This is a genomic window from Vibrio sp. SCSIO 43086, from assembly GCF_051132235.1.
Taxonomy (GTDB): Bacteria; Pseudomonadota; Gammaproteobacteria; order Enterobacterales; family Vibrionaceae; genus Vibrio; species Vibrio diabolicus.
In genome coordinates this window covers 3,109,987-3,127,655 of sequence record NZ_CP072677.1, presented here as the reverse complement: position 1 = coordinate 3,127,655, position 17,669 = coordinate 3,109,987, and the positions used below count along the sequence as shown (strand labels likewise).

14 protein-coding genes and 12 tRNA genes are annotated in these 17,669 nt (G+C 46.2%); 16 read left to right on the top strand and 10 right to left on the bottom strand.

The genetic code is table 11. The features are described from left to right. Positions 1–48: 48 nt before the first annotated feature. The 5 genes from J8Z23_RS14855 to J8Z23_RS14835 all read right to left on the bottom strand — a co-directional run bounded on the left by J8Z23_RS14855 (position 49) and on the right by J8Z23_RS14835 (position 4,500). Positions 49–1,194 carry a murein hydrolase activator EnvC family protein gene (locus J8Z23_RS14855; protein ID WP_048626686.1) on the bottom strand — a complete coding sequence of 382 codons (1,146 nt, stop codon included), beginning with the start codon at positions 1,192–1,194 and terminating at the stop codon, positions 49–51. Between the two features lie 26 nt (positions 1,195–1,220). Then, positions 1,221–2,042, bottom strand: a complete 822-nt coding sequence (gene cysE / locus J8Z23_RS14850) for a serine O-acetyltransferase (protein WP_005395410.1) — start codon at positions 2,040–2,042, stop codon at positions 1,221–1,223. Between the two features lie 78 nt (positions 2,043–2,120). Then, positions 2,121–3,158: an NAD(P)H-dependent glycerol-3-phosphate dehydrogenase gene (gene gpsA / locus J8Z23_RS14845; RefSeq protein ID WP_434634115.1), complete on the bottom strand. Its 1,038-nt coding sequence runs from the start codon at positions 3,156–3,158 to the stop codon at positions 2,121–2,123. 195 nt (positions 3,159–3,353) lie between these two features. Then, positions 3,354–3,818: a protein-export chaperone SecB gene (gene secB / locus J8Z23_RS14840; protein ID WP_005395400.1), complete on the bottom strand. Its 465-nt coding sequence runs from the start codon at positions 3,816–3,818 to the stop codon at positions 3,354–3,356. Positions 3,819–4,065: 247 nt separating this feature from the next. Next, the gene (locus tag J8Z23_RS14835; RefSeq protein WP_005395399.1) at positions 4,066–4,500 is read right to left on the bottom strand and encodes a rhodanese-like domain-containing protein; all 435 of its coding nucleotides are present in this window, start codon (positions 4,498–4,500) and stop codon (positions 4,066–4,068) included. Positions 4,501–5,047: 547 nt separating this feature from the next. On the opposite strand from J8Z23_RS14835, the gene gpmM reads away from it, so the two are divergent. Further along, entirely contained in the window at positions 5,048–6,580 is a 1,533-nt protein-coding gene (gene gpmM, locus J8Z23_RS14830) for a 2,3-bisphosphoglycerate-independent phosphoglycerate mutase (RefSeq protein ID WP_005395398.1), read from the top strand. 82 nt (positions 6,581–6,662) lie between these two features. Here gpmM and J8Z23_RS14825 read toward each other — a convergent pair whose 3' ends face one another. The 4 genes from J8Z23_RS14825 to rsgA all read right to left on the bottom strand — a co-directional run bounded on the left by J8Z23_RS14825 (position 6,663) and on the right by rsgA (position 11,304). Further along, a complete protein-coding gene (locus J8Z23_RS14825; protein WP_005395397.1) occupies positions 6,663–7,550 on the bottom strand; it encodes a DMT family transporter in 888 nt (295 codons plus the stop codon). 132 nt (positions 7,551–7,682) lie between these two features. After that, positions 7,683–9,098, bottom strand: a complete 1,416-nt coding sequence (locus J8Z23_RS14820; protein ID WP_012841332.1) for an SLC13 family permease — start codon at positions 9,096–9,098, stop codon at positions 7,683–7,685. Between the two features lie 167 nt (positions 9,099–9,265). After that, positions 9,266–10,123, bottom strand: coding sequence for an archaetidylserine decarboxylase (gene asd, locus J8Z23_RS14815; protein WP_005395389.1), 858 nt, complete (start codon positions 10,121–10,123; stop codon positions 9,266–9,268). Between the two features lie 116 nt (positions 10,124–10,239). Then, the gene (gene rsgA, locus J8Z23_RS14810; protein ID WP_109170177.1) at positions 10,240–11,304 is read right to left on the bottom strand and encodes a small ribosomal subunit biogenesis GTPase RsgA; all 1,065 of its coding nucleotides are present in this window, start codon (positions 11,302–11,304) and stop codon (positions 10,240–10,242) included. Between the two features lie 127 nt (positions 11,305–11,431). Between rsgA and orn the strand changes: the two genes are divergently transcribed. The 13 genes from orn (at position 11,432) to J8Z23_RS14745 (ending at position 13,468) form a co-directional block, all read left to right on the top strand. Next, a complete protein-coding gene (gene orn, locus J8Z23_RS14805) occupies positions 11,432–11,977 on the top strand; it encodes an oligoribonuclease (protein WP_434634108.1) in 546 nt (181 codons plus the stop codon). Between the two features lie 156 nt (positions 11,978–12,133). Beyond that, positions 12,134–12,209, top strand: a tRNA-Gly gene (locus J8Z23_RS14800). 42 nt (positions 12,210–12,251) lie between these two features. Beyond that, positions 12,252–12,328: transfer RNA gene (locus tag J8Z23_RS14795), tRNA-Met, on the top strand. Positions 12,329–12,358: 30 nt separating this feature from the next. Next, positions 12,359–12,434: transfer RNA gene (locus tag J8Z23_RS14790), tRNA-Gly, on the top strand. 42 nt (positions 12,435–12,476) lie between these two features. After that, a tRNA-Met gene (locus J8Z23_RS14785) sits at positions 12,477–12,553 on the top strand. A 30-nt stretch (positions 12,554–12,583) separates the two neighbouring features. Beyond that, positions 12,584–12,659, top strand: a tRNA-Gly gene (locus J8Z23_RS14780). 42 nt (positions 12,660–12,701) lie between these two features. Continuing rightward, positions 12,702–12,778, top strand: a tRNA-Met gene (locus J8Z23_RS14775). Positions 12,779–12,808: 30 nt separating this feature from the next. Continuing rightward, a tRNA-Gly gene (locus J8Z23_RS14770) sits at positions 12,809–12,884 on the top strand. A 42-nt stretch (positions 12,885–12,926) separates the two neighbouring features. Further along, positions 12,927–13,003 (top strand) — tRNA-Met (locus J8Z23_RS14765). A 30-nt stretch (positions 13,004–13,033) separates the two neighbouring features. After that, positions 13,034–13,109 (top strand) — tRNA-Gly (locus J8Z23_RS14760). A 36-nt stretch (positions 13,110–13,145) separates the two neighbouring features. Then, a tRNA-Gly gene (locus tag J8Z23_RS14755) sits at positions 13,146–13,221 on the top strand. Between the two features lie 35 nt (positions 13,222–13,256). Then, a tRNA-Gly gene (locus tag J8Z23_RS14750) sits at positions 13,257–13,332 on the top strand. Positions 13,333–13,391: 59 nt separating this feature from the next. Beyond that, a tRNA-Met gene (locus J8Z23_RS14745) sits at positions 13,392–13,468 on the top strand. A gap of 619 nt (positions 13,469–14,087) precedes the next feature. Here J8Z23_RS14745 and queG read toward each other — a convergent pair. Further along, positions 14,088–15,215, bottom strand: coding sequence for a tRNA epoxyqueuosine(34) reductase QueG (gene queG / locus J8Z23_RS14740; RefSeq protein WP_301659833.1), 1,128 nt, complete (start codon positions 15,213–15,215; stop codon positions 14,088–14,090). A gap of 278 nt (positions 15,216–15,493) precedes the next feature. Here queG and tsaE point away from each other — a divergent pair, with 278 nt between their 5' ends. Next, positions 15,494–15,958 (top strand): tRNA (adenosine(37)-N6)-threonylcarbamoyltransferase complex ATPase subunit type 1 TsaE, encoded by a 465-nt coding sequence (gene tsaE, locus J8Z23_RS14735; RefSeq protein ID WP_005395381.1) that lies wholly within the window; start codon positions 15,494–15,496, stop codon positions 15,956–15,958. Further along, on the top strand, positions 15,952–17,667 hold the full coding sequence (locus J8Z23_RS14730) for a LysM peptidoglycan-binding domain-containing protein (protein WP_085344841.1): 1,716 nt from the start codon (positions 15,952–15,954) through the stop codon (positions 17,665–17,667). The genes tsaE and J8Z23_RS14730 overlap by 7 nt, the downstream gene beginning before the upstream one ends. Positions 17,668–17,669 lie beyond the last annotated feature (2 nt).

Genomic DNA, 17,669 nt, shown 5'->3' with positions numbered 1-17,669 from the left:
AAGGAGCCGAGTGGCTCCTTTTTTATTATAAGTCGATGAGTCAGATAATTAGCGCTTCAACCAAGATTTCGGGTTTTGCGCTTCACTGTTGCGGCGAATTTCGAAGTAGAGTGATGCGCGATCTTGCCCGCCAGTATCACCCGCAAGAGCGATCACTTCGCCAGCGGTCACGCGATCGCCTTCTTTTTTCGTCAACGCTTGGTTGTAGCCGTAGAGCGTCATGTCACCTTTGCCGTGGTCAAGCAATACCACTAAGCCATAACCGCGTAAATACTCAGCAAATACGACAGTACCAGGGTAAACGGCTTTCACTTGTTGACCGTAATTGGCCGCAAGCACCATTCCCTTCCAGTTTACTTGCCCGGTTTGGCGAGTACCGAAGTTGTGTAATACACGACCTTTGAGTGGCCATGGCAGTTTACCGCGCTGTTTGCCCAGTCCATCCATTGGCACGGCATTACGCTTAGCCGCTTTGGCGATCTCGGCTTTTAGGCGTGTTTCGTTGCGCTGCAGTTCAGCAAGGTAGCGTTTATCGTTCTTGATACTGCTCTGAATTTTATTCAGGGTTTGCTTACGTTTGGATTGTGTACTTGCCAGCGCAGTACGTTTCTCAGATTGCTGTTTGAGTAACGTCTCGATTTGCTCTTTTTCTAGCTCAAGCTGGTTTTTGTTGTGTGCCAATTCTTGAGTGGTTTTGGTGATTGCATCAATCACTTCCGCACGCGCTTTGGCTAAGTGCTGGAAGTATTGACTCATGCGGTCTTCTTCCACACCTTGGTTCAACAAGTGCCCATTGGCTTTTGCTCGTTCGGTCACGTAATACGTTTGCAGCAACTGTTTGAGCTCTTCCTCTTGCTCTTGGCGCTGCGCTTCTTGCAAGGCAATTTTCTCTTCTAGCTTGTCTATGTTTTTGTCTGCTTGTGCCAGCTCAGATTTGGTTTGTCTTATTTCGCGCTCAAGTTTAGAAATGCCAAGTTCTTGCTCTTTGAGCGATTTTTGTAGCTCATTGAGTTGCTTTTCTTGGGACGAGAGAGATTTGCGTTGACGGCTTATCTCACTTGATACGCCTTTGAGCTCTTGTTGACTAGCGGCAGAAGAGGCGAGGGGATATGTGGCAGATAAAGCACAAGTTAATAAAATAGCCGAGCGTAGAACAGGGTGATTTTGTTTTCGCACTTGAGATTTACCTACCACGTTGTTGTCAAAAGGTTTGTTGACGATTAAATACCATCCCCATGGATAAAGCTTTGTGATTTACCATTAAAGCCTTGATCCATATCGAGAGAAGGTTTGTCCGTTTTTGGACGACCGACGATTTTCGCAGGAACCCCCGCCACAGTTGTGTGTGGTGGTACTGCTTGCAATACCACAGAGCAAGAGCCGATTTTCGCGCCTTCGCCCACTTCGATATTGCCAAGAATTTTTGCACCTGCACCAATCATCACACCTTCACGGATTTTCGGGTGACGATCGCCGCACTCTTTACCCGTACCGCCTAAGGTAACGTCTTGTAGAATTGAGACGTCATTATCGATAACTGCAGTTTCACCGATGACGATTCCCGTTGCGTGGTCGAGCATGATGCCGCTACCAATGCGTGCTGCCGGGTGAATGTCTACCTGACACGCAACCGAAATTTGGTTTTGCAGGTAGGTGGCCAGTGCATGGCGCCCTTGCTTCCATAGCCAGTTTGCCACGCGGTAGCCTTGCAGAGCGTGGTAGCCCTTTAAGTACAGCAGCGGCATAGAGTACATCGAAACTGCAGGGTCGCGATTAACCGTGGCACAAATGTCACAAGCGGCACAATCGGTAATGGTTGGGTCGGCAGAGAACGCTTCTTCTACCACTTCACGTACTGCCATTGCTGGCATCGATGCCGTGTTTAACTTGTTTGCCAAAATGTAGCTGAGCGCGGCACAGAAACTTTCATGCTTGATGATGGTGGCATGATAAAAGCTGGCCAGCATTGGCTCTTGCTCTGACATTTCGCGGGCTTCTGAGACAATTCTGTTCCAGACTTTTTGTTTTTCGCAGTGTTTCATTCTCAATATCCTGAGTGGTTCTTCCGTGACCCGACAACTTCTATTCTTCTCAGATGAGGTGCGAAGGGGCGTAGAGTGCTACTTTCCTTCGGCTTTTTTGTCACGAGCAAGTAAATCTTGCGCTGCCAGGCGTGCATCCTTCCCTTGATACAATACTTGATAAATTTGATCAACAATTGGCATCTCAACGCCCATGCGTTGAGAGAGCATCCATACTTCTTTCGTGTTGCGGTAGCCTTCTACGACTTGGCCAATTTCTTCTTGTGCCGTGTCGACGTCTTTACCTTGACCTAGCGCTAAACCAAAGCGGCGGTTGCGTGATTGATTGTCGGTACACGTTAGGACAAGGTCGCCCAAACCAGCCATACCCATGAAGGTTTCTGGTTTTGCACCAAGCGCAGCACCAAGACGACTCATTTCGGCCAAACCACGAGTAATCAATGCAGTACGCGCGTTGGCTCCAAAGCCGATGCCGTCAGACATACCCGCACCAATTGCGATAACGTTTTTCACCGCACCGCCCAATTGCATGCCGATAAAGTCACTATTGGCGTACACGCGGAAGGTTTTGCTGCAGTGGATTTTTTCTTGTAGGTCAGCGACAAATTCAGAATCAGGAGACGCAACTGAAATTGCAGTAGGCATGCCCATCGCGAGCTCTTTGGCGAACGTTGGGCCAGACAATACAGCCAGTGAGTAGTTTTCACCGATAATGTCATAAGCGACGTCTTTCAGCAGACGCCCCGTTTCTGGCTCAAGACCTTTGGTTGCCCAGCAGATACGAGAGTCTTCACGTAAGAAAGGCTTACAGCTGTTCAGCACGATGCCAAAAACATGGCTTGGAACCACAACCAATAAATCTCGGCTTGCTTGTACGGCTTTTTCTAAATCCGATTCAATGATCAAGCTTTCAGGGAAATCAACGTCAGGTAAGAAAGCGTGGTTCGCGCGATCCGCTTCTAAACGTGCCATGTGCTCAGGCTCGTGTCCCCAAAGGACTACGTTCGCGCCGTTACGAGCGAGTGAGATCGCCAGAGAGGTACCGTATGAACCTGCGCCAATCACCGTCATTGCGATGTCTTTACCGTAAGCATTGTTTGTATTTGCTTGTGTCATGCTACCGCCTAATTGTCTTTCTACTAGTAGAATCTAGTTCCTAATCGTCAAATTTTACGCCTTCTGGCGATTAGGAACTAGGAACTTTTGTCAGAAATAAAAAATGCACATTGCATCGGATGGTAGACGCTCTGTGCATTTTATTAGAGTCGGTGACGTCAGCACTCAGGCTATTCGTCACTTACAAAACGTGAATTACGCTTCAGCTTCGCCTTGTTGAGCTTGCTGTTGTAGGTAGTTCATGAATAGCGCGTCGAAGTTAACTGGCGCTAGGTTCAGTTGAGGGAACGTACCTTTAACCACTAGGCTTGAGATAGTTTCACGAGCGTATGGGAATAGGATGTTCGGGCAGAATGCGCCTAGGCAATGTGCAAGTTGGCCTGCTTCCATTTGCTCAGCAGTGAAGATACCACCTTGTTGAACTTCACATAGGAACGCTGTCTCTTCTTCGTTCTTCACAGTAACGGTTAGACGTAGAACAACTTCGTAAACGCCTTCACCAAGCTCACGGCTTTGAGTGTCTAGGTCTAGTTTAACGTCTGGGTTCCATTCTTTTTGGAAGATTACTGGAGAGTTTGGCGCTTCGAAAGAAACGTCTTTTAGGAAGATGCGTTGAATTGCGAAGTTTTGTTGTGCTTCTTGAGGTGCTGCTTCAGCCATTTTTTAATCCTTAAATAAATATTTGTAGAGCCTAGAAACGTCTAAACTCAGAAAACTGGTATGTCCCGAGACTAACTGAGCCAATCTACCTTGACTAGATGAAGCGTGTATTACGTGCAAAGCGTCACAACTTAATGCTTCAACTGCTTTCAATTTGCTCAGTTTATTATCCACGAAGCTTGGCAAAAACACGCTTGAATGCGTACCTTGTCTTTTGCCTCTGCCACGTTATCGAAGCTGCCGGGTATTACTTTTTACCACGTACTAAAGGCAGGTTCGCTTCGTTCCATGCTATCAAGCCGTTCTTCAGTAGGCTTACTTTTTCAAAGCCTGCTTTTACTAATAGGTTCGCGCTTTCTTGAGCGTTTTGCCCTGTCTTGCATACCACAATGATTGGGTCTGATTTGTGGTTTTCAAGGCTACCAAAGTTACCCGCTTTGATATCTGACGGTAAAATGTGAAGTGAGTCGGTGATATGACCTTTTTTGAACTCGTCCTTTGTGCGGATATCCACTACAACGCCGTTTTCACGGTTCATAAGATGAGTCAGTTGGTTTACGTTGATTTCTTTGTATGCGGCCGTCGCTGACTTCACGATGTTCATGATAAAGGCGACAAGAAGACCTACCCAAACCAAAGATAGAATCATGTTCTGTTGGAAAAATTCAATGTACTCTTGCATGTCTTGAGCTCTTACGCTGTTGGCGGAAAAATAAAGCAGGAGTATAGCGGGGTTAAGCCTCTTAGGCGAGAGGGTTAAAATTTTCTAACGAATAATTGAGATCTCTATAAACCCTTTATGTTATTGCCATCCGTGCCTTGGACTATGGTAGCTTGATTGTTTTTGCCTATTGGATTTATCGACTTAGGTGACTTTTGTTTTACCGAAAAAAGCGAACAATAGGTACTAACCAATCTTGTTCGATCATGCGTTAAATAAGCGCTGTTTCAGGTGCAAAAACAAGAATCAGAAGCGTAAGAAAACCGAACCTAGACTGGGGTGTACAAAGCGTATTAGGAATGACTATGCTTGTGGAACACGTTTGTCGGCACTGACTCGTTGTTCGCTTAACTTGTAAGATAGCAACAATAAATCGCAAACATTATTTGATCTTAACCTACAGTTTTGGTTAAAAAGTGTAGTAAAATTACGCTAGTTTTGTTTCAAGGTTAGATAGGGCAGCGAGGCCCTACGCCAAAAGTTACTTAAATTTGATGAGGTCATCACTATGTCAGCTAAGAAGCCACTGGCTCTAGTTATCCTTGACGGTTACGGTTACCGTGAAGACACAGCAAGTAACGCAATTGCGAATGCGAAAACACCAGTAATGGATGCTCTGATTGCGAATAACCCACACACTCTAATCTCTGCTTCAGGCATGGATGTTGGCCTTCCTGATGGTCAAATGGGTAACTCAGAAGTTGGTCACACTAACATTGGCGCAGGTCGCGTTGTATACCAAGATCTAACTCGTATCACTAAATCGATCGCTGACGGTGAGTTCGCTGAAACACCAGCGCTTGTTGAAGCAGTTGATGCTGCTGTTAAAGCAGAGAAAGCGGTACACATCATGGGTCTGATGTCTCCAGGTGGCGTACACTCTCATGAAGACCATATCTACGCAGCGGTTGAAATGGCAGCGGCTCGTGGCGCTGAGAAAATCTACCTACACTGTTTCCTAGACGGTCGTGACACGCCACCACGTAGTGCTGAAAACTCGCTACAACGTTTCCAAGATCTATTCGCGAAACTAGGTAAAGGTCGTGTTGCTTCTCTAGTAGGTCGCTACTACGCTATGGACCGTGACAACAACTGGGATCGCGTTCAAGTGGCTTACGATCTTCTGACTCAAGCGAAAGCTGAGTTTACAGCAGAAACCGCCGTTGCTGGTCTAGAAGCCGCTTACGCTCGTGAAGAGAACGATGAGTTCGTGAAAGCGACAGCAATTAAAGCGGAAGGCGAAGAAGACGCAATCATGCAAGACGGTGATGCGGTTATCTTCATGAACTACCGTGCTGACCGTGCTCGTCAAATCACTCGCGCATTCGTGCCTGACTTTGATGGTTTTGAGCGTGCGGTATTCCCGGCAGTTAACTTCGTTATGTTGACTCAATACGCGGCAGATATCCCTCTAGCAATCGCATTCCCACCAGCGTCTCTAGAAAACACGTACGGTGAGTGGCTGTCTAAGCAAGGTCAAACTCAGCTACGTATCTCTGAAACAGAGAAATACGCGCACGTAACGTTTTTCTTCAACGGCGGTGTTGAAAACGAATTTGAAGGCGAAGAGCGCCAGCTTGTTGCTTCTCCAAAAGTAGCCACTTACGACCTTCAGCCAGAAATGAGCTCCCCTGAGCTTACAGAGAAACTGGTTGCGGCGATCAAGTCTGGTAAGTTCGACACTATCATCTGTAACTACCCGAACGCAGATATGGTTGGTCACACTGGCGTTTACGAAGCAGCAGAGAAAGCAATCGAAGCGCTAGATGAAAGTGTTGGCAAAGTAGTTGAAGCAATCAAAGAAGTTGGCGGTCAGCTACTGATCACTGCGGACCACGGTAACGCAGAAATGATGGTTGACCCAGAAACGGGTGGTACTCACACAGCGCACACTAACCTACCGGTTCCTCTTATTTACGTAGGTGATAAAGCGGTTGAGTTCAAAGAAGGCGGCAAACTGTCTGACCTTGCACCAACCATGCTTTCTCTAGCGGGTCTAGAAATCCCAGCAGAAATGACGGGTGAAGTGCTAGTTAAATAATTAACTGACAACTCAGAATGACAAAAGCCCGAGTTTAAACTCGGGCTTTTTTGTATTTGGCAACAAGGGCTGGTCTGTAAGGTTATTGAACCAAAATGCCAGCACCAATCACAGCTAGGGCTGCGCCCAACCATGCAAATCGATTTGGTCGGCGTTTAGTGTAAATCCAGAGCAGTGGTAGCAACATAATTGGCGTGGTTGAAGATAGCAGTGCAACCATACCTACATTTCCTTCTTGCAGTGCGTATAAGATCAGCGTCATGCCGACGGCCATCGCCAAGAAACCGTTAAGCGCAGTAATACCAAATACTCGCCAAGTAATGTGTTGCGTCGAGCGAGCGACTTTGACCCCCAGAACTAACAACATGCTGTGGGCGAAAAATGCACTGATCATTCGAATAGCAGAAGCCGCAACGGGGTCAATGCTGGTTTGCATTACTGGCTTGGCGATGATGCCGCCCAATGCTTGGCACATTGCTGCGGTTAAGCCAAGTCCAATGCCCACCCAGATGTTACCTTTAATTTCTTCCAAGACGTTATTCACTTGGCCTCTTCGACCAAAGAATATCGCCATCACTACGCCGCTAAATACCAAGGATGCGCCCAGTAGTTCTATTGTGGTCATGACTTCACTAAATAAGAAGTAGCCCAAAATGGCAGAGAATACCGCATGGCAGGAAAACAGTAGTCCGGCTTGTCTTGGTCCCATACGATTCAAGCACGCAAACAGAGCGGTATCACCGATGAAAATTCCAATCAGACCCGACGCCATCATTGGCGTTACATGTTCCCAAGAAACCGTTAACCAGCCGCCAGTTATCCAGGCCATTGTTGATAAGATTACGGCCGTACAGCCCATGCGCCAGCGGCTGTAAGAAAAAGCGCCTAGGTGTTGTGCAGGAATGACAGAAATAAGGCTAGAAACTGCCCACAGAAAAGCGGCACATAAAGCAAGCCATTCGTAACCCATGATGTGTCGACGTCCTTGTAGATTTGAGGAGTCTTAATATGCACGAAATTTAATGGATGTAAAAGCTGCTCTGTGAGGGTAATAGCTGGCGAACAGCTCCATGACAACAAGCTCTGTCACGGAGCTTATCGATTAAAACAGCACCAGAACTGCGCCATACACGATAAATAGACCAATCAAACCAAGAATCAGCCCCACTTTCGCCATGTCTTTGCTCTCGATTAGGCCTGTTGAATAAGCCAAAGAGTTTGGTGGCGTGGAAACCGGTAAGATCATGCCAAGTGATGCGGAGAATGCGACGACAACCAGTAAACCTTGTAGGCCACCAACCGCAATAAGGCTTGGCATGGATGTACCAATAGCGGCAGCAATAGGCATTAATAAGTTTGCCGTTGCGGTATTAGACATAAAGTTCGCCATTAACCAACATACGACCGATAGGGCAAAGACAACGGCAAATGGTGATAGTAAGCTGTAATCAATGGCGTGTGCTAATGCTTCGGCTAAGCCTGTTTTGTCTAAGGCAATACCAATTGCGATACCACCGGCAACCAGCCATAAAACATCCCAGTTAATCAGCTTGAGTTCTTCTTTTCCCATAATGCCCGTTAACGTGAACACCGCCAGCGGGATAATCGCAACAACATACGTGTTCATGCCGTGCACTTTTGTCGTCATCCAAAGCACAATGGTTAGTGCAAAAGTGATGTAGACGACGATCGCGCGCCAGCTCTTTTTGAACGTACCATCCAGCTTTAGTTTCATTTCTGGTTCGCTGGACGGAAACAGCTTCTGCAACAAAAACCAAGCAACAGTGAGTTGTATCAGCACAAATGGTAGGCCCATTGTCATCCAGGATAGGAAGTCTATGGCGTTTTCTCCGGTGAGGTATTGGAGCGCTATTGCGTTAGGTGGCGTACCTATCGGAGTTGCAATGCCGCCAGTATTCGCGGCAATTGGAATGCACAGCACCAGCGCTTTAATCCCTAAATCCCCTTTAGGTGCAGAAGCGACGATTGGACCAAGCAGCGCCAACATCATAACAGTCGTGGCAGTGTTGGACATGAACATTGAAAAAACGGCGGTAATGAGCATCAAACCCAGCATGATGAACTTAGGTTGTGTGCCGAATGGTTTTAGTAGCACTCGGGCGAGATTGTTGTCGAGTTCGTATTTGGAAGCCGCGATGGCGAGGGCAAACCCACCCATAAAAAGAATAATGATCGGTGAAGAGAAGGCAGAGAAAATATCGGTGTAAGCAATTAACTCTCCCAAATCATGCCCCGCTGGTGGATTGCGAAATAGATGCAAACCTTTATCCGATATCATGATCAGTTCAAGAGCGATAATAAGAATGGACGTAGCAAAAACGGGGACCGGCTCAAGAACCCAAAGTAGGGCAGCAAGAAGAAAAATAGCCAACAGGCGATGCTGAATTAAAGTAAGATCATCAATAGGAATAGCATCAATCGGCATCATCAAAACACCGAGCGGAATTAAAAAGCACACCAGCAATTTCGCCAGCGTGTTTACACTCATCTTTGGCATTGGCTGCCCCTCTAAATATTCATCCTAAGCGCAGGATAATTGATTGTGGAATGAAGGTCTTAGAGGCAGGTATGAGTTTGAGAAATAGAGGCTAAATTTTGAACGGAATTTTGCTTTTTATCAATAAAAAGAGCCCTTGAGAAAGGGCTCTTTTAACGGGGTTTTGCTTATTTTTTCAAGGCGTAAGGTGTGCCCATTACGGTTGGCTTACCGTTTTCCATGCTTGCGTCAAACTCAATCGCGTCTTTGGCAAACAGGTTAATAACAGTAGAACCCAGTTTGAAGCGGCCCATCTCTTCGCCTTTTTTCAAGATCACGGCCTTGTCACCCTCAGCTGGGTAATCCCATTTGTAGACAGTATTGCCACGAGGCGGAGTGATCGTGCCTGCCCACACTTGCTCAATGCTGCCAACAATTGTCGCACCAACAAGCACTTGTGCCATTGGACCAAACTCAGTGTCAAAGATACACACCACACGCTCGTTACGTGCGAATAGATTTGGAACGTTTTCTGCCGTAAGTGGGTTTACCGAGAACAGGTCACCAGGCACGTAAATCATTTGGCGCAGTGTGCCGTCACACGGCATGTGTACACGATGGTAATCGCGCGGAGACAGGTACAGCGTGGCAAAAGATCCATCTTTAAATTCGTTTGCTAAATTCGCGTCACCGCCCAGCAGTTCTTGCGCTGAGAAGTGATGACCTTTTGCTTGGATAAGTTGACCATCTTCAATAGGGCCAAATTGGCTAACACAAGCGTCGGCTGGGTGAGTGATGACGTTTTCGCCTTCAGAAATTGGGCGTGCGCCCTCTTTTAGCTCACGAACGAAAAACTCGTTGAACGTTTTAAAATGCTTAGGATCTGAGTGCTTCGCCTCATCCATGTTCACATTGTATTGTTTGATAAACCAACGAATAACTGCTGTTGTTAGACCGCCAGCTTTTGCTGAAGCCAGTTTACCCATTAGGCGAGTGAGGCCGTGTTGTGGGATCCAGTACTGCAATCCAACTTTAAACTTGTCCATCTTTAATTCCGATACTTCTGTTAGATTCGCGCTTTAGGGCGCGTGATGTTACTGAAATTTAATTTGCTTGTCAGTATTAGGTGAAGACTTTTTACACAGTTACAGTCTTAACTTAATTACAGATCGGCTTTCTTATTGCGTGAATACTGACGGTTTGCTTTGTTTTCAACCATGCTTTCCAAAATGCGATGGTAGTTTTCAAAGCGAGTTTCGTTGATTTCCCCTTTCTCAACAGCTTCACGTAGAAGGCAGCCAGGGTCGTCATTGTGCTTACAATCTCGGAACTTACAACCGCCTAAGTATGGTCGGAATTCAACGAATGCTTTCGTTACTTCTTCTGCTTCCAAATGCCAAAGCCCAAATTCACGCACTCCAGGCGAGTCGATCAAGTCGCCACCCGTCGGAATATGATACAAGCGCGCTGCTGTCGTGGTGTGTTGGCCTAAACCTGAGTTCTCGGAAACTTCGCCTTCTTCCACTTCGCTCTCTAGTTCCGGCATTAACGCGTTGACTAAGCTGGATTTCCCTACGCCTGATTGACCAACAAAGATATTAATTCGGTCACGCAGCAGAGTTTCTAGTTCAGCAATGCCTTCTCCAGATTTCTTGCTGACCAGAAGCACTTTATAGCCAATGCGTTCATATTCTTTGAGCCATTCTTCATACATTGCACGATCATCGGCTTCTAGAAGATCGACTTTGTTTAAGATCAGCAATGGTGCGATATTCAGTGTTTCTGATGCTACGAGGTAACGGTCAATAATATTCAGTGATAGCTCGGGCAGTACCGAGGAGACAATGACCATTTGATCAATATTGGCAGCTACGGGCTTTAGGCCATCGTAGTAATCTGGCCGAGTGAGCACTGAAGAACGAGGTTCTACCGCTTCAACAACGCCAGAAATGCCAGCCATAGACTCCAAGCCTTCGCGCCATAAAACTCGATCGCCAGACACTAAAGATTCGATACCACGGCGAAGGTTACAGCGTTGAATCTCGCCTGTTTCAAGGTCTTCAATATCCGCGTGCTGGCCAAAACGAGTGATCACGAGACCTTGTTTGCTTGCGCCTAGCATGTTTTCATCCCACTGGATGGACTCTTCTTGCTTTTTTAAACGCTTTTGTTGGTTGCTGCGTACGCGTCGCACTTGACCTTTGGTTAACTTTTTCTTCTTTGCCACAATTCTGTACTTTATGTGAATTTACTCAAATGGTTGAGCCGTGATCTTGGCTCTGAGTGAGTATCGTGTTTCCCGTATTTTGAGGTATAGTACCTCTTTTATCGATAAACAAATAGGCGGCGTAACCATGTCCTTTAGCGATCAAAACCTAATTTGGGTTGATTTAGAGATGACAGGGCTTGATCCTGAAACGCACAAAATCATTGAAATTGCTTCTATTGTCACGGATAGCGAGCTAAATATTTTGGCTGAAGGTCCAGTATTAGCGATTCATCAGCCGGAAGAAGAGCTAGCGAAAATGGACGATTGGTGCACCAATACGCATACGGCAAGCGGCTTGGTGGAACGCGTTCGCAACAGTAAAATCTCAGAACAAGATGCGGTCGAACAAACCATTGAATTCTTAGAAAAATGGGTGCCGAAAGGGGCGTCGCCAATATGTGGTAACAGCATTGGGCAGGATCGTCGCTTCTTGTACAAACACATGCCGGAATTAGAAGAGTTCTTTCATTACCGATATGTTGACGTCAGCACTCTTAAAGAATTGGCGCGTCGTTGGCAACCTGAAGTATTAAATGGGTTCACAAAACAGGGAACACATTTGGCCTTGGACGACATTCGCGAGTCGATTGCAGAACTTAAGTACTATCGTGGTACTATTTTCAAGATTTAACTGTTAAGGTTGCGATCCAAATTGTTGTAATTTATATCGCTTTTGATTGCTTTTTCATCGTTCAGTAAAAAAATAAAGTTTTTTTGAAGGAAGGACTTGCATCACAAAAAAATGCTCTTATAATTCGCAGCCCTAAACAGCGGAAACGTTGTTGATGCGACACTAGCTCAGTTGGTAGAGCGCAACCTTGCCAAGGTTGAGGTCACGAGTTCGAACCTCGTGTGTCGCTCCAGTTTCATAGTTCTCACGGTACTTAACGGTGACACAATACGGACGCGGGGTGGAGCAGCTTGGTAGCTCGTCGGGCTCATAACCCGAAGGTCGTCGGTTCAAATCCGGCCCCCGCAACCAAATTCTATTAATAGCGACTGCTGTTGATATGCGACACTAGCTCAGTTGGTAGAGCGCAACCTTGCCAAGGTTGAGGTCACGAGTTCGAACCTCGTGTGTCGCTCCAGTTTTATAGTTCTCACGGTACTTAACGGTGACACAATACGGACGCGGGGTGGAGCAGCTTGGTAGCTCGTCGGGCTCATAACCCGAAGGTCGTCGGTTCAAATCCGGCCCCCGCAACCAAATTCTATCAATAGCGACTGCTGTTGATATGCGACACTAGCTCAGTTGGTAGAGCGCAACCTTGCCAAGGTTGAGGTCACGAGTTCGAACCTCGTGTGTCGCTCCAGTTTCATAGTTCTCACGGTACTTAACGGTGACACAATTCGGACGCGGGGTGGAGCAGCTTGGTAGCTCGTCGGGCTCATAACCCGAAGGTCGTCGGTTCAAATCCGGCCCCCGCAACCAAATTCTATCAATAGCGACTGCTGTTGATATGCGACACTAGCTCAGTTGGTAGAGCGCAACCTTGCCAAGGTTGAGGTCACGAGTTCGAACCTCGTGTGTCGCTCCAGTTTCATAGTTCTCACCGTACTTAACGGTGACACAATTCGGACGCGGGGTGGAGCAGCTTGGTAGCTCGTCGGGCTCATAACCCGAAGGTCGTCGGTTCAAATCCGGCCCCCGCAACCAAATTCCATTAATAGCGACTGCTGTTAATATGCGACACTAGCTCAGTTGGTAGAGCGCAACCTTGCCAAGGTTGAGGTCACGAGTTCGAACCTCGTGTGTCGCTCCAATATATAGCCCTCATCGTGCTTAACGGTGACGAAATGCGACACTAGCTCAGTTGGTAGAGCGCAACCTTGCCAAGGTTGAGGTCACGAGTTCGAACCTCGTGTGTCGCTCCAATATATAGCCTTCATCGTGCTTAACGGTGACAAAAGCGACACTAGCTCAGTTGGTAGAGCGCAACCTTGCCAAGGTTGAGGTCACGAGTTCGAACCTCGTGTGTCGCTCCAGTTTCTTTTTTATAAATGAAAGCAAAGCCTTCATCATCAACAAAGATGAAGCACTCGGACGCGGGGTGGAGCAGCTTGGTAGCTCGTCGGGCTCATAACCCGAAGGTCGTCGGTTCAAATCCGGCCCCCGCAACCAAATACAAGACGATAGATTGAATGCTTATTTATTAGCACAATCCTAAGTCGTCGACGGATGCGCCGCTTGATTCAATTCCTGCTTCTCGCAACCAATCACATCGCTCTTTTCATAATGCTGCGAAGCATGAATCCCCAAAAACTAAATTTTATCCGCATCATATGATGTCGGACGATTTCGTTTGTGTTTAAAACACGATATGAATCGGCTGGCGTACAAGCATGATGAGGTTCTGCATGTTTTATCTACTTTAATTAACAGAGTTATCCACATACGTCGTTCTGTGGATAAGTTAGTTGATAAAGTGTTTTTAGCTTGACTTTTTGCGATGGAGAAGAAAGATCTTTTCGCTGAAGGAAAGTCGAAATAATAACGAAATATTGATTAAGTCTTTGTTAAATAAGAGAAAAATAAGTTTTTTGTCGGATCGGATACGTTAAAATACGATCATTAACTGGTATTTTTTTGATCCTAGTCATTTCTCCAAGCTGTGTTTAACTTTTTTCTGCTAGCTTGTTTTTCTTGAATCTCAAATTTTTTTCCACATTACAAAATTGAGAACAAGGTCATGAATTGAACATGTAAAAGTGCTTTCAATCTCTTGCATATAGACTACGCACTATGCGTCTCTTGGTAGCCCCTTCTCGACTATTCTTATTAAGCGCTGCTTTTTCGTCTCTGTAGATGATTTATTCTCAATGGGGAGTTGATTCAGTTGCTCGGCCAAAGCCCATTTGATGTGTTCATCAAGTAATTTATTTTCACCTTGTCGACTTTCTAACGCATCAATGACTCGTTGACTGTATTCTGCATTACCAAGTGCGACAGCAATATTACGCAGCCACTGTATATGACCAATGCGACGAATAGCGGAGCCTTCCATATTTTTTAGAAAAGTCGTTTCATCCCAGTTAAACATGTCTACGAGATCCGGGTTTTTGAAACTATCGCGACGATGGAAATCACTCTGCTCCGTTATGTCGGCGTAGCGATTCCATGGGCAAACCAATTGGCAGTCATCACAGCCATAAATGCGGTTACCCATTGGCTTGCGAAACTCTTCAGGGATCACGCCATCGAACTCGATGGTGAGGTAAGAGATGCAGCGTCTAGCATCAACAACTTTGTCTTCAACGATGGCTTGTGTTGGGCATGAGGTAATGCATGCTTTGCATTTACCGCACTGATCAACGCTTGGCTCGTCAACGGGAAGTGGCAAGTCGATAAGTAACTCGCCTAAAAAGAACCACGAGCCACAGTCTTGATCTAAAATCAGGGAATGTTTCCCTGTCCAGCCTAAGCCTGCTTTTTGGGCAAGTGGTCGCTCCAATATTGGTGCGGAGTCGACGAAAGGTCGGTAACCATACTGACCAACTTCTTGTTCAATAAGTTTGCCAAGTTTATTCAGTTGTTTTCTGACGAGCTTGTGATAATCACGCCCTAATGCATAGCGACTAATATAGGCATGATTTTTATTCGCTAGGTTTGAAGCGAATTGTGCTTCTGGTGGTAGGTAGTCCATCCGAACGCTGATCACACGAACGGTTCCCGGGAGTAGCTCATTGGGTCTAGCTCGCATCATACCGTGACGAGCCATCCAGTCCATTGAGCCGTGATAGCCTGCATCGAGCCATTTTTGCAGGGCGGCTTCATGCTCACTCAGATCAACGTCGCAGATCCCAACTTTTTGGAAGCCGAGCTCTTTTCCCCAAATTTTGATTTGTTGTGCGAGTTGTTCGTAGTTCATGCTAACCACCGGAATAAAAGGGGGGCGGATCTTAACGGATCTCTGGCTTTGGTGCTACCCAGTTAGGGACGTTTTTGATGCTTGTGAATACTGCTTATTGAAGTCATTTGCATATATTCTAAATCTAGGTCGATACTAAGGTGATTAAGATACCGTTCCTTGGATACTTTTTTCGCACATATGACATTTGAAAGCTTGTCTCTCAAAACCAACACGGTTTACTATTCCTGTTCTTTTGATTTTTATATAGTCAACGATCATTAGTTAGAGAAGCATCAATGAGCACGAAACAATTCAATTTAAAAGATGAGCACGAAACGGTTGCACTAGGTACCGCTCTGGCTCACCTTTGTTCGCAACAAACCACAATTTATCTGCATGGTGATTTGGGTGCAGGTAAAACAACCTTTAGTCGTGGTTTTGTCCGTGCTCTTGGCCATCAAGGTAACGTGAAAAGCCCAACTTATACTCTAGTCGAACCGTATCAGTTGGATCAGTGGCAAGTGTACCATTTCGATCTTTATCGTCTTGCGGATCCTGAAGAGCTTGAGTTCATGGGGATTCGAGATTACTTCACAGATGATGCAATTTGCTTGGTTGAATGGCCTGAAAAAGGGCATGGTTTGTTGCCACAACCGGATCTTGATGTGAACATTCGCTACCAAGGTGAGCAGCGTGTAGCCGAACTAACAGCTAATAATGATTATGGTGTGCAGTTACTCAGTCGATTGGAGCTATGTTGAGTTTTTCAAATTTTAGAGTAGTGGCGACGTTTGTCGCCACTTTTCTCCTTCTCATCCCCAATTTAGCATTTGCTAACGTCGTTAAGAGTTTTCGAGTTTGGCCTTCTCCTGATGAAACGCGTGTTGTCATCGATTTAGGCTCGGAAGCTGACTATTCCTATTTCTCTTTATCCGGACCGGATCGTCTTGTCGTGGATTTAAAAAGCACGACCATGCAGGCCAAACTGCCTGTTACTGTTACGGACAGCCCGGTTTTAAAGCTAGTTCGAAAAAGCTCTCCGCCAGAGAAGGGCACCTACCGTTTGGTGTTTGAACTGAAAAAGAGCGTTCAAGCAGAATTGTTTAAATTAAGCCCAACACCTGGCGGGCAATATGGTCACCGTTTGGTGATTGACCTGCCGCACGGTAAGAAAGCATCGACTTCAGCTTCTAAACCGAGCAAGCCTGCGGCGACCAGTAAAGACATGAGTTCAGTACAAAGAGCTCAAGAAGTCTTGATCGTTATCGACCCTGGTCACGGTGGTGAAGATCCTGGCTCTATTGGCCCTTCACGCCGTAAGTATGAAAAAGATGCAGTATTAAGTATTTCACGAAAAATCGCCGCTCAGCTTGATGCTACGCCTGGGATTAAAACGCGTATGACACGTACCGGAGATTACTTTGTGAATCTAAACCGTCGTGTGGCCATTGCCCGTGAAAATGATGCGCACTTACTGATTTCCATTCACGCTGATGCGTTTACCTCACCGAAGCCTCGCGGAGGTTCGGTTTTCGTACTGAATACCCGTCGTGCAAATACTGAAATTGCTCGCTGGGTTGAGAACCATGAGAAACAATCTGAAATATTAGGTGGTTCGGGTAATGCGTTCTTCACTAAGACCAAAGATCGTAACGTGAACCAAACTTTGTTGGACTTGCAGTTTAGTCATTCACAAAAAGAAGGGTATAAGCTGGCAACAGAAATCCTTGGTGAGATGGGGCGTGTTGCGCACCTGCATAACACCAAACCGATTAATACTAGCCTTGCTGTTTTACGCTCTCCGCAGATTCCGTCTGTATTAGTGGAAACGGGCTTTATTTCTAACCCAACAGAAGAGCGGTTGCTGTTTCAACGAGCGCACCAAGATAAGTTAGCTCAGGCGATCACCAAGGCGGTCGTTAAGTACTTAAAAGATAATCCACCAGAGGGTACGGTATTCTCGCCTTCAGCGAAGCCAATGGTGCATACCGTAAAACGTGGCGAGTCGTTATCGGTGATTGCGAATAAATATGGGCTTAGCTCTAAAGCGCTGATGTCGGCAAACAACTTGAAGTCGACTGGGTTGGCAATTGGTCAGAAGCTCAAAATCCCTTCTGCTGGCACGATTAAAGTGCCAAGTAAACCGATTACTGTTGAGACAGAAACCATTATTCACAAGGTTAAGTCAGGTGAGTTCTTAGGTAAGATCGCGAGTCACTATAAAGTGAAGGTTTCAGATATCCGCCGTGAGAACAACTTGAAGTCAGATACCTTGTGGGTAGGACAAAAGTTGAAGATAACCGTTGCTGTCAAAGACAAGCCGATCCGTAAGCACAAAGTTTCTCGAGGTGAATACCTTGGTAAAATAGCGTCCAAATACGGCGTCAGCGTTTCGAGCATTCGTAAAGCGAACAACTTACGCTCTGATCAGCTGGCGGTTGGGCAAGTTCTTATCATTCCAAACAAGTAGGT

What these genes read in the sequence shown, in the direction of transcription:
- orn (WP_434634108.1), top strand. Translation starts at nt 11,432, where the DNA reads ATGTCCTTTAGCGATCAAAACCTAATTTGGGTTGATTTAGAGATGACA.
- J8Z23_RS14825 (WP_005395397.1), bottom strand. Translation starts at nt 7,550, where the DNA reads ATGGGTTACGAATGGCTTGCTTTATGTGCCGCTTTTCTGTGGGCAGTT.
- secB (WP_005395400.1), bottom strand. Translation starts at nt 3,818, where the DNA reads ATGGCTGAAGCAGCACCTCAAGAAGCACAACAAAACTTCGCAATTCAA.
- gpsA (WP_434634115.1), bottom strand. Translation starts at nt 3,158, where the DNA reads ATGACACAAGCAAATACAAACAATGCTTACGGTAAAGACATCGCAATG.
- asd (WP_005395389.1), bottom strand. Translation starts at nt 10,123, where the DNA reads ATGGACAAGTTTAAAGTTGGATTGCAGTACTGGATCCCACAACACGGC.
- queG (WP_301659833.1), bottom strand. Translation starts at nt 15,215, where the DNA reads ATGAACTACGAACAACTCGCACAACAAATCAAAATTTGGGGAAAAGAG.
- J8Z23_RS14730 (WP_085344841.1), top strand. Translation starts at nt 15,952, where the DNA reads ATGTTGAGTTTTTCAAATTTTAGAGTAGTGGCGACGTTTGTCGCCACT.
- tsaE (WP_005395381.1), top strand. Translation starts at nt 15,494, where the DNA reads ATGAGCACGAAACAATTCAATTTAAAAGATGAGCACGAAACGGTTGCA.
- cysE (WP_005395410.1), bottom strand. Translation starts at nt 2,042, where the DNA reads ATGAAACACTGCGAAAAACAAAAAGTCTGGAACAGAATTGTCTCAGAA.
- gpmM (WP_005395398.1), top strand. Translation starts at nt 5,048, where the DNA reads ATGTCAGCTAAGAAGCCACTGGCTCTAGTTATCCTTGACGGTTACGGT.
- J8Z23_RS14820 (WP_012841332.1), bottom strand. Translation starts at nt 9,098, where the DNA reads ATGCCAAAGATGAGTGTAAACACGCTGGCGAAATTGCTGGTGTGCTTT.
- J8Z23_RS14835 (WP_005395399.1), bottom strand. Translation starts at nt 4,500, where the DNA reads ATGCAAGAGTACATTGAATTTTTCCAACAGAACATGATTCTATCTTTG.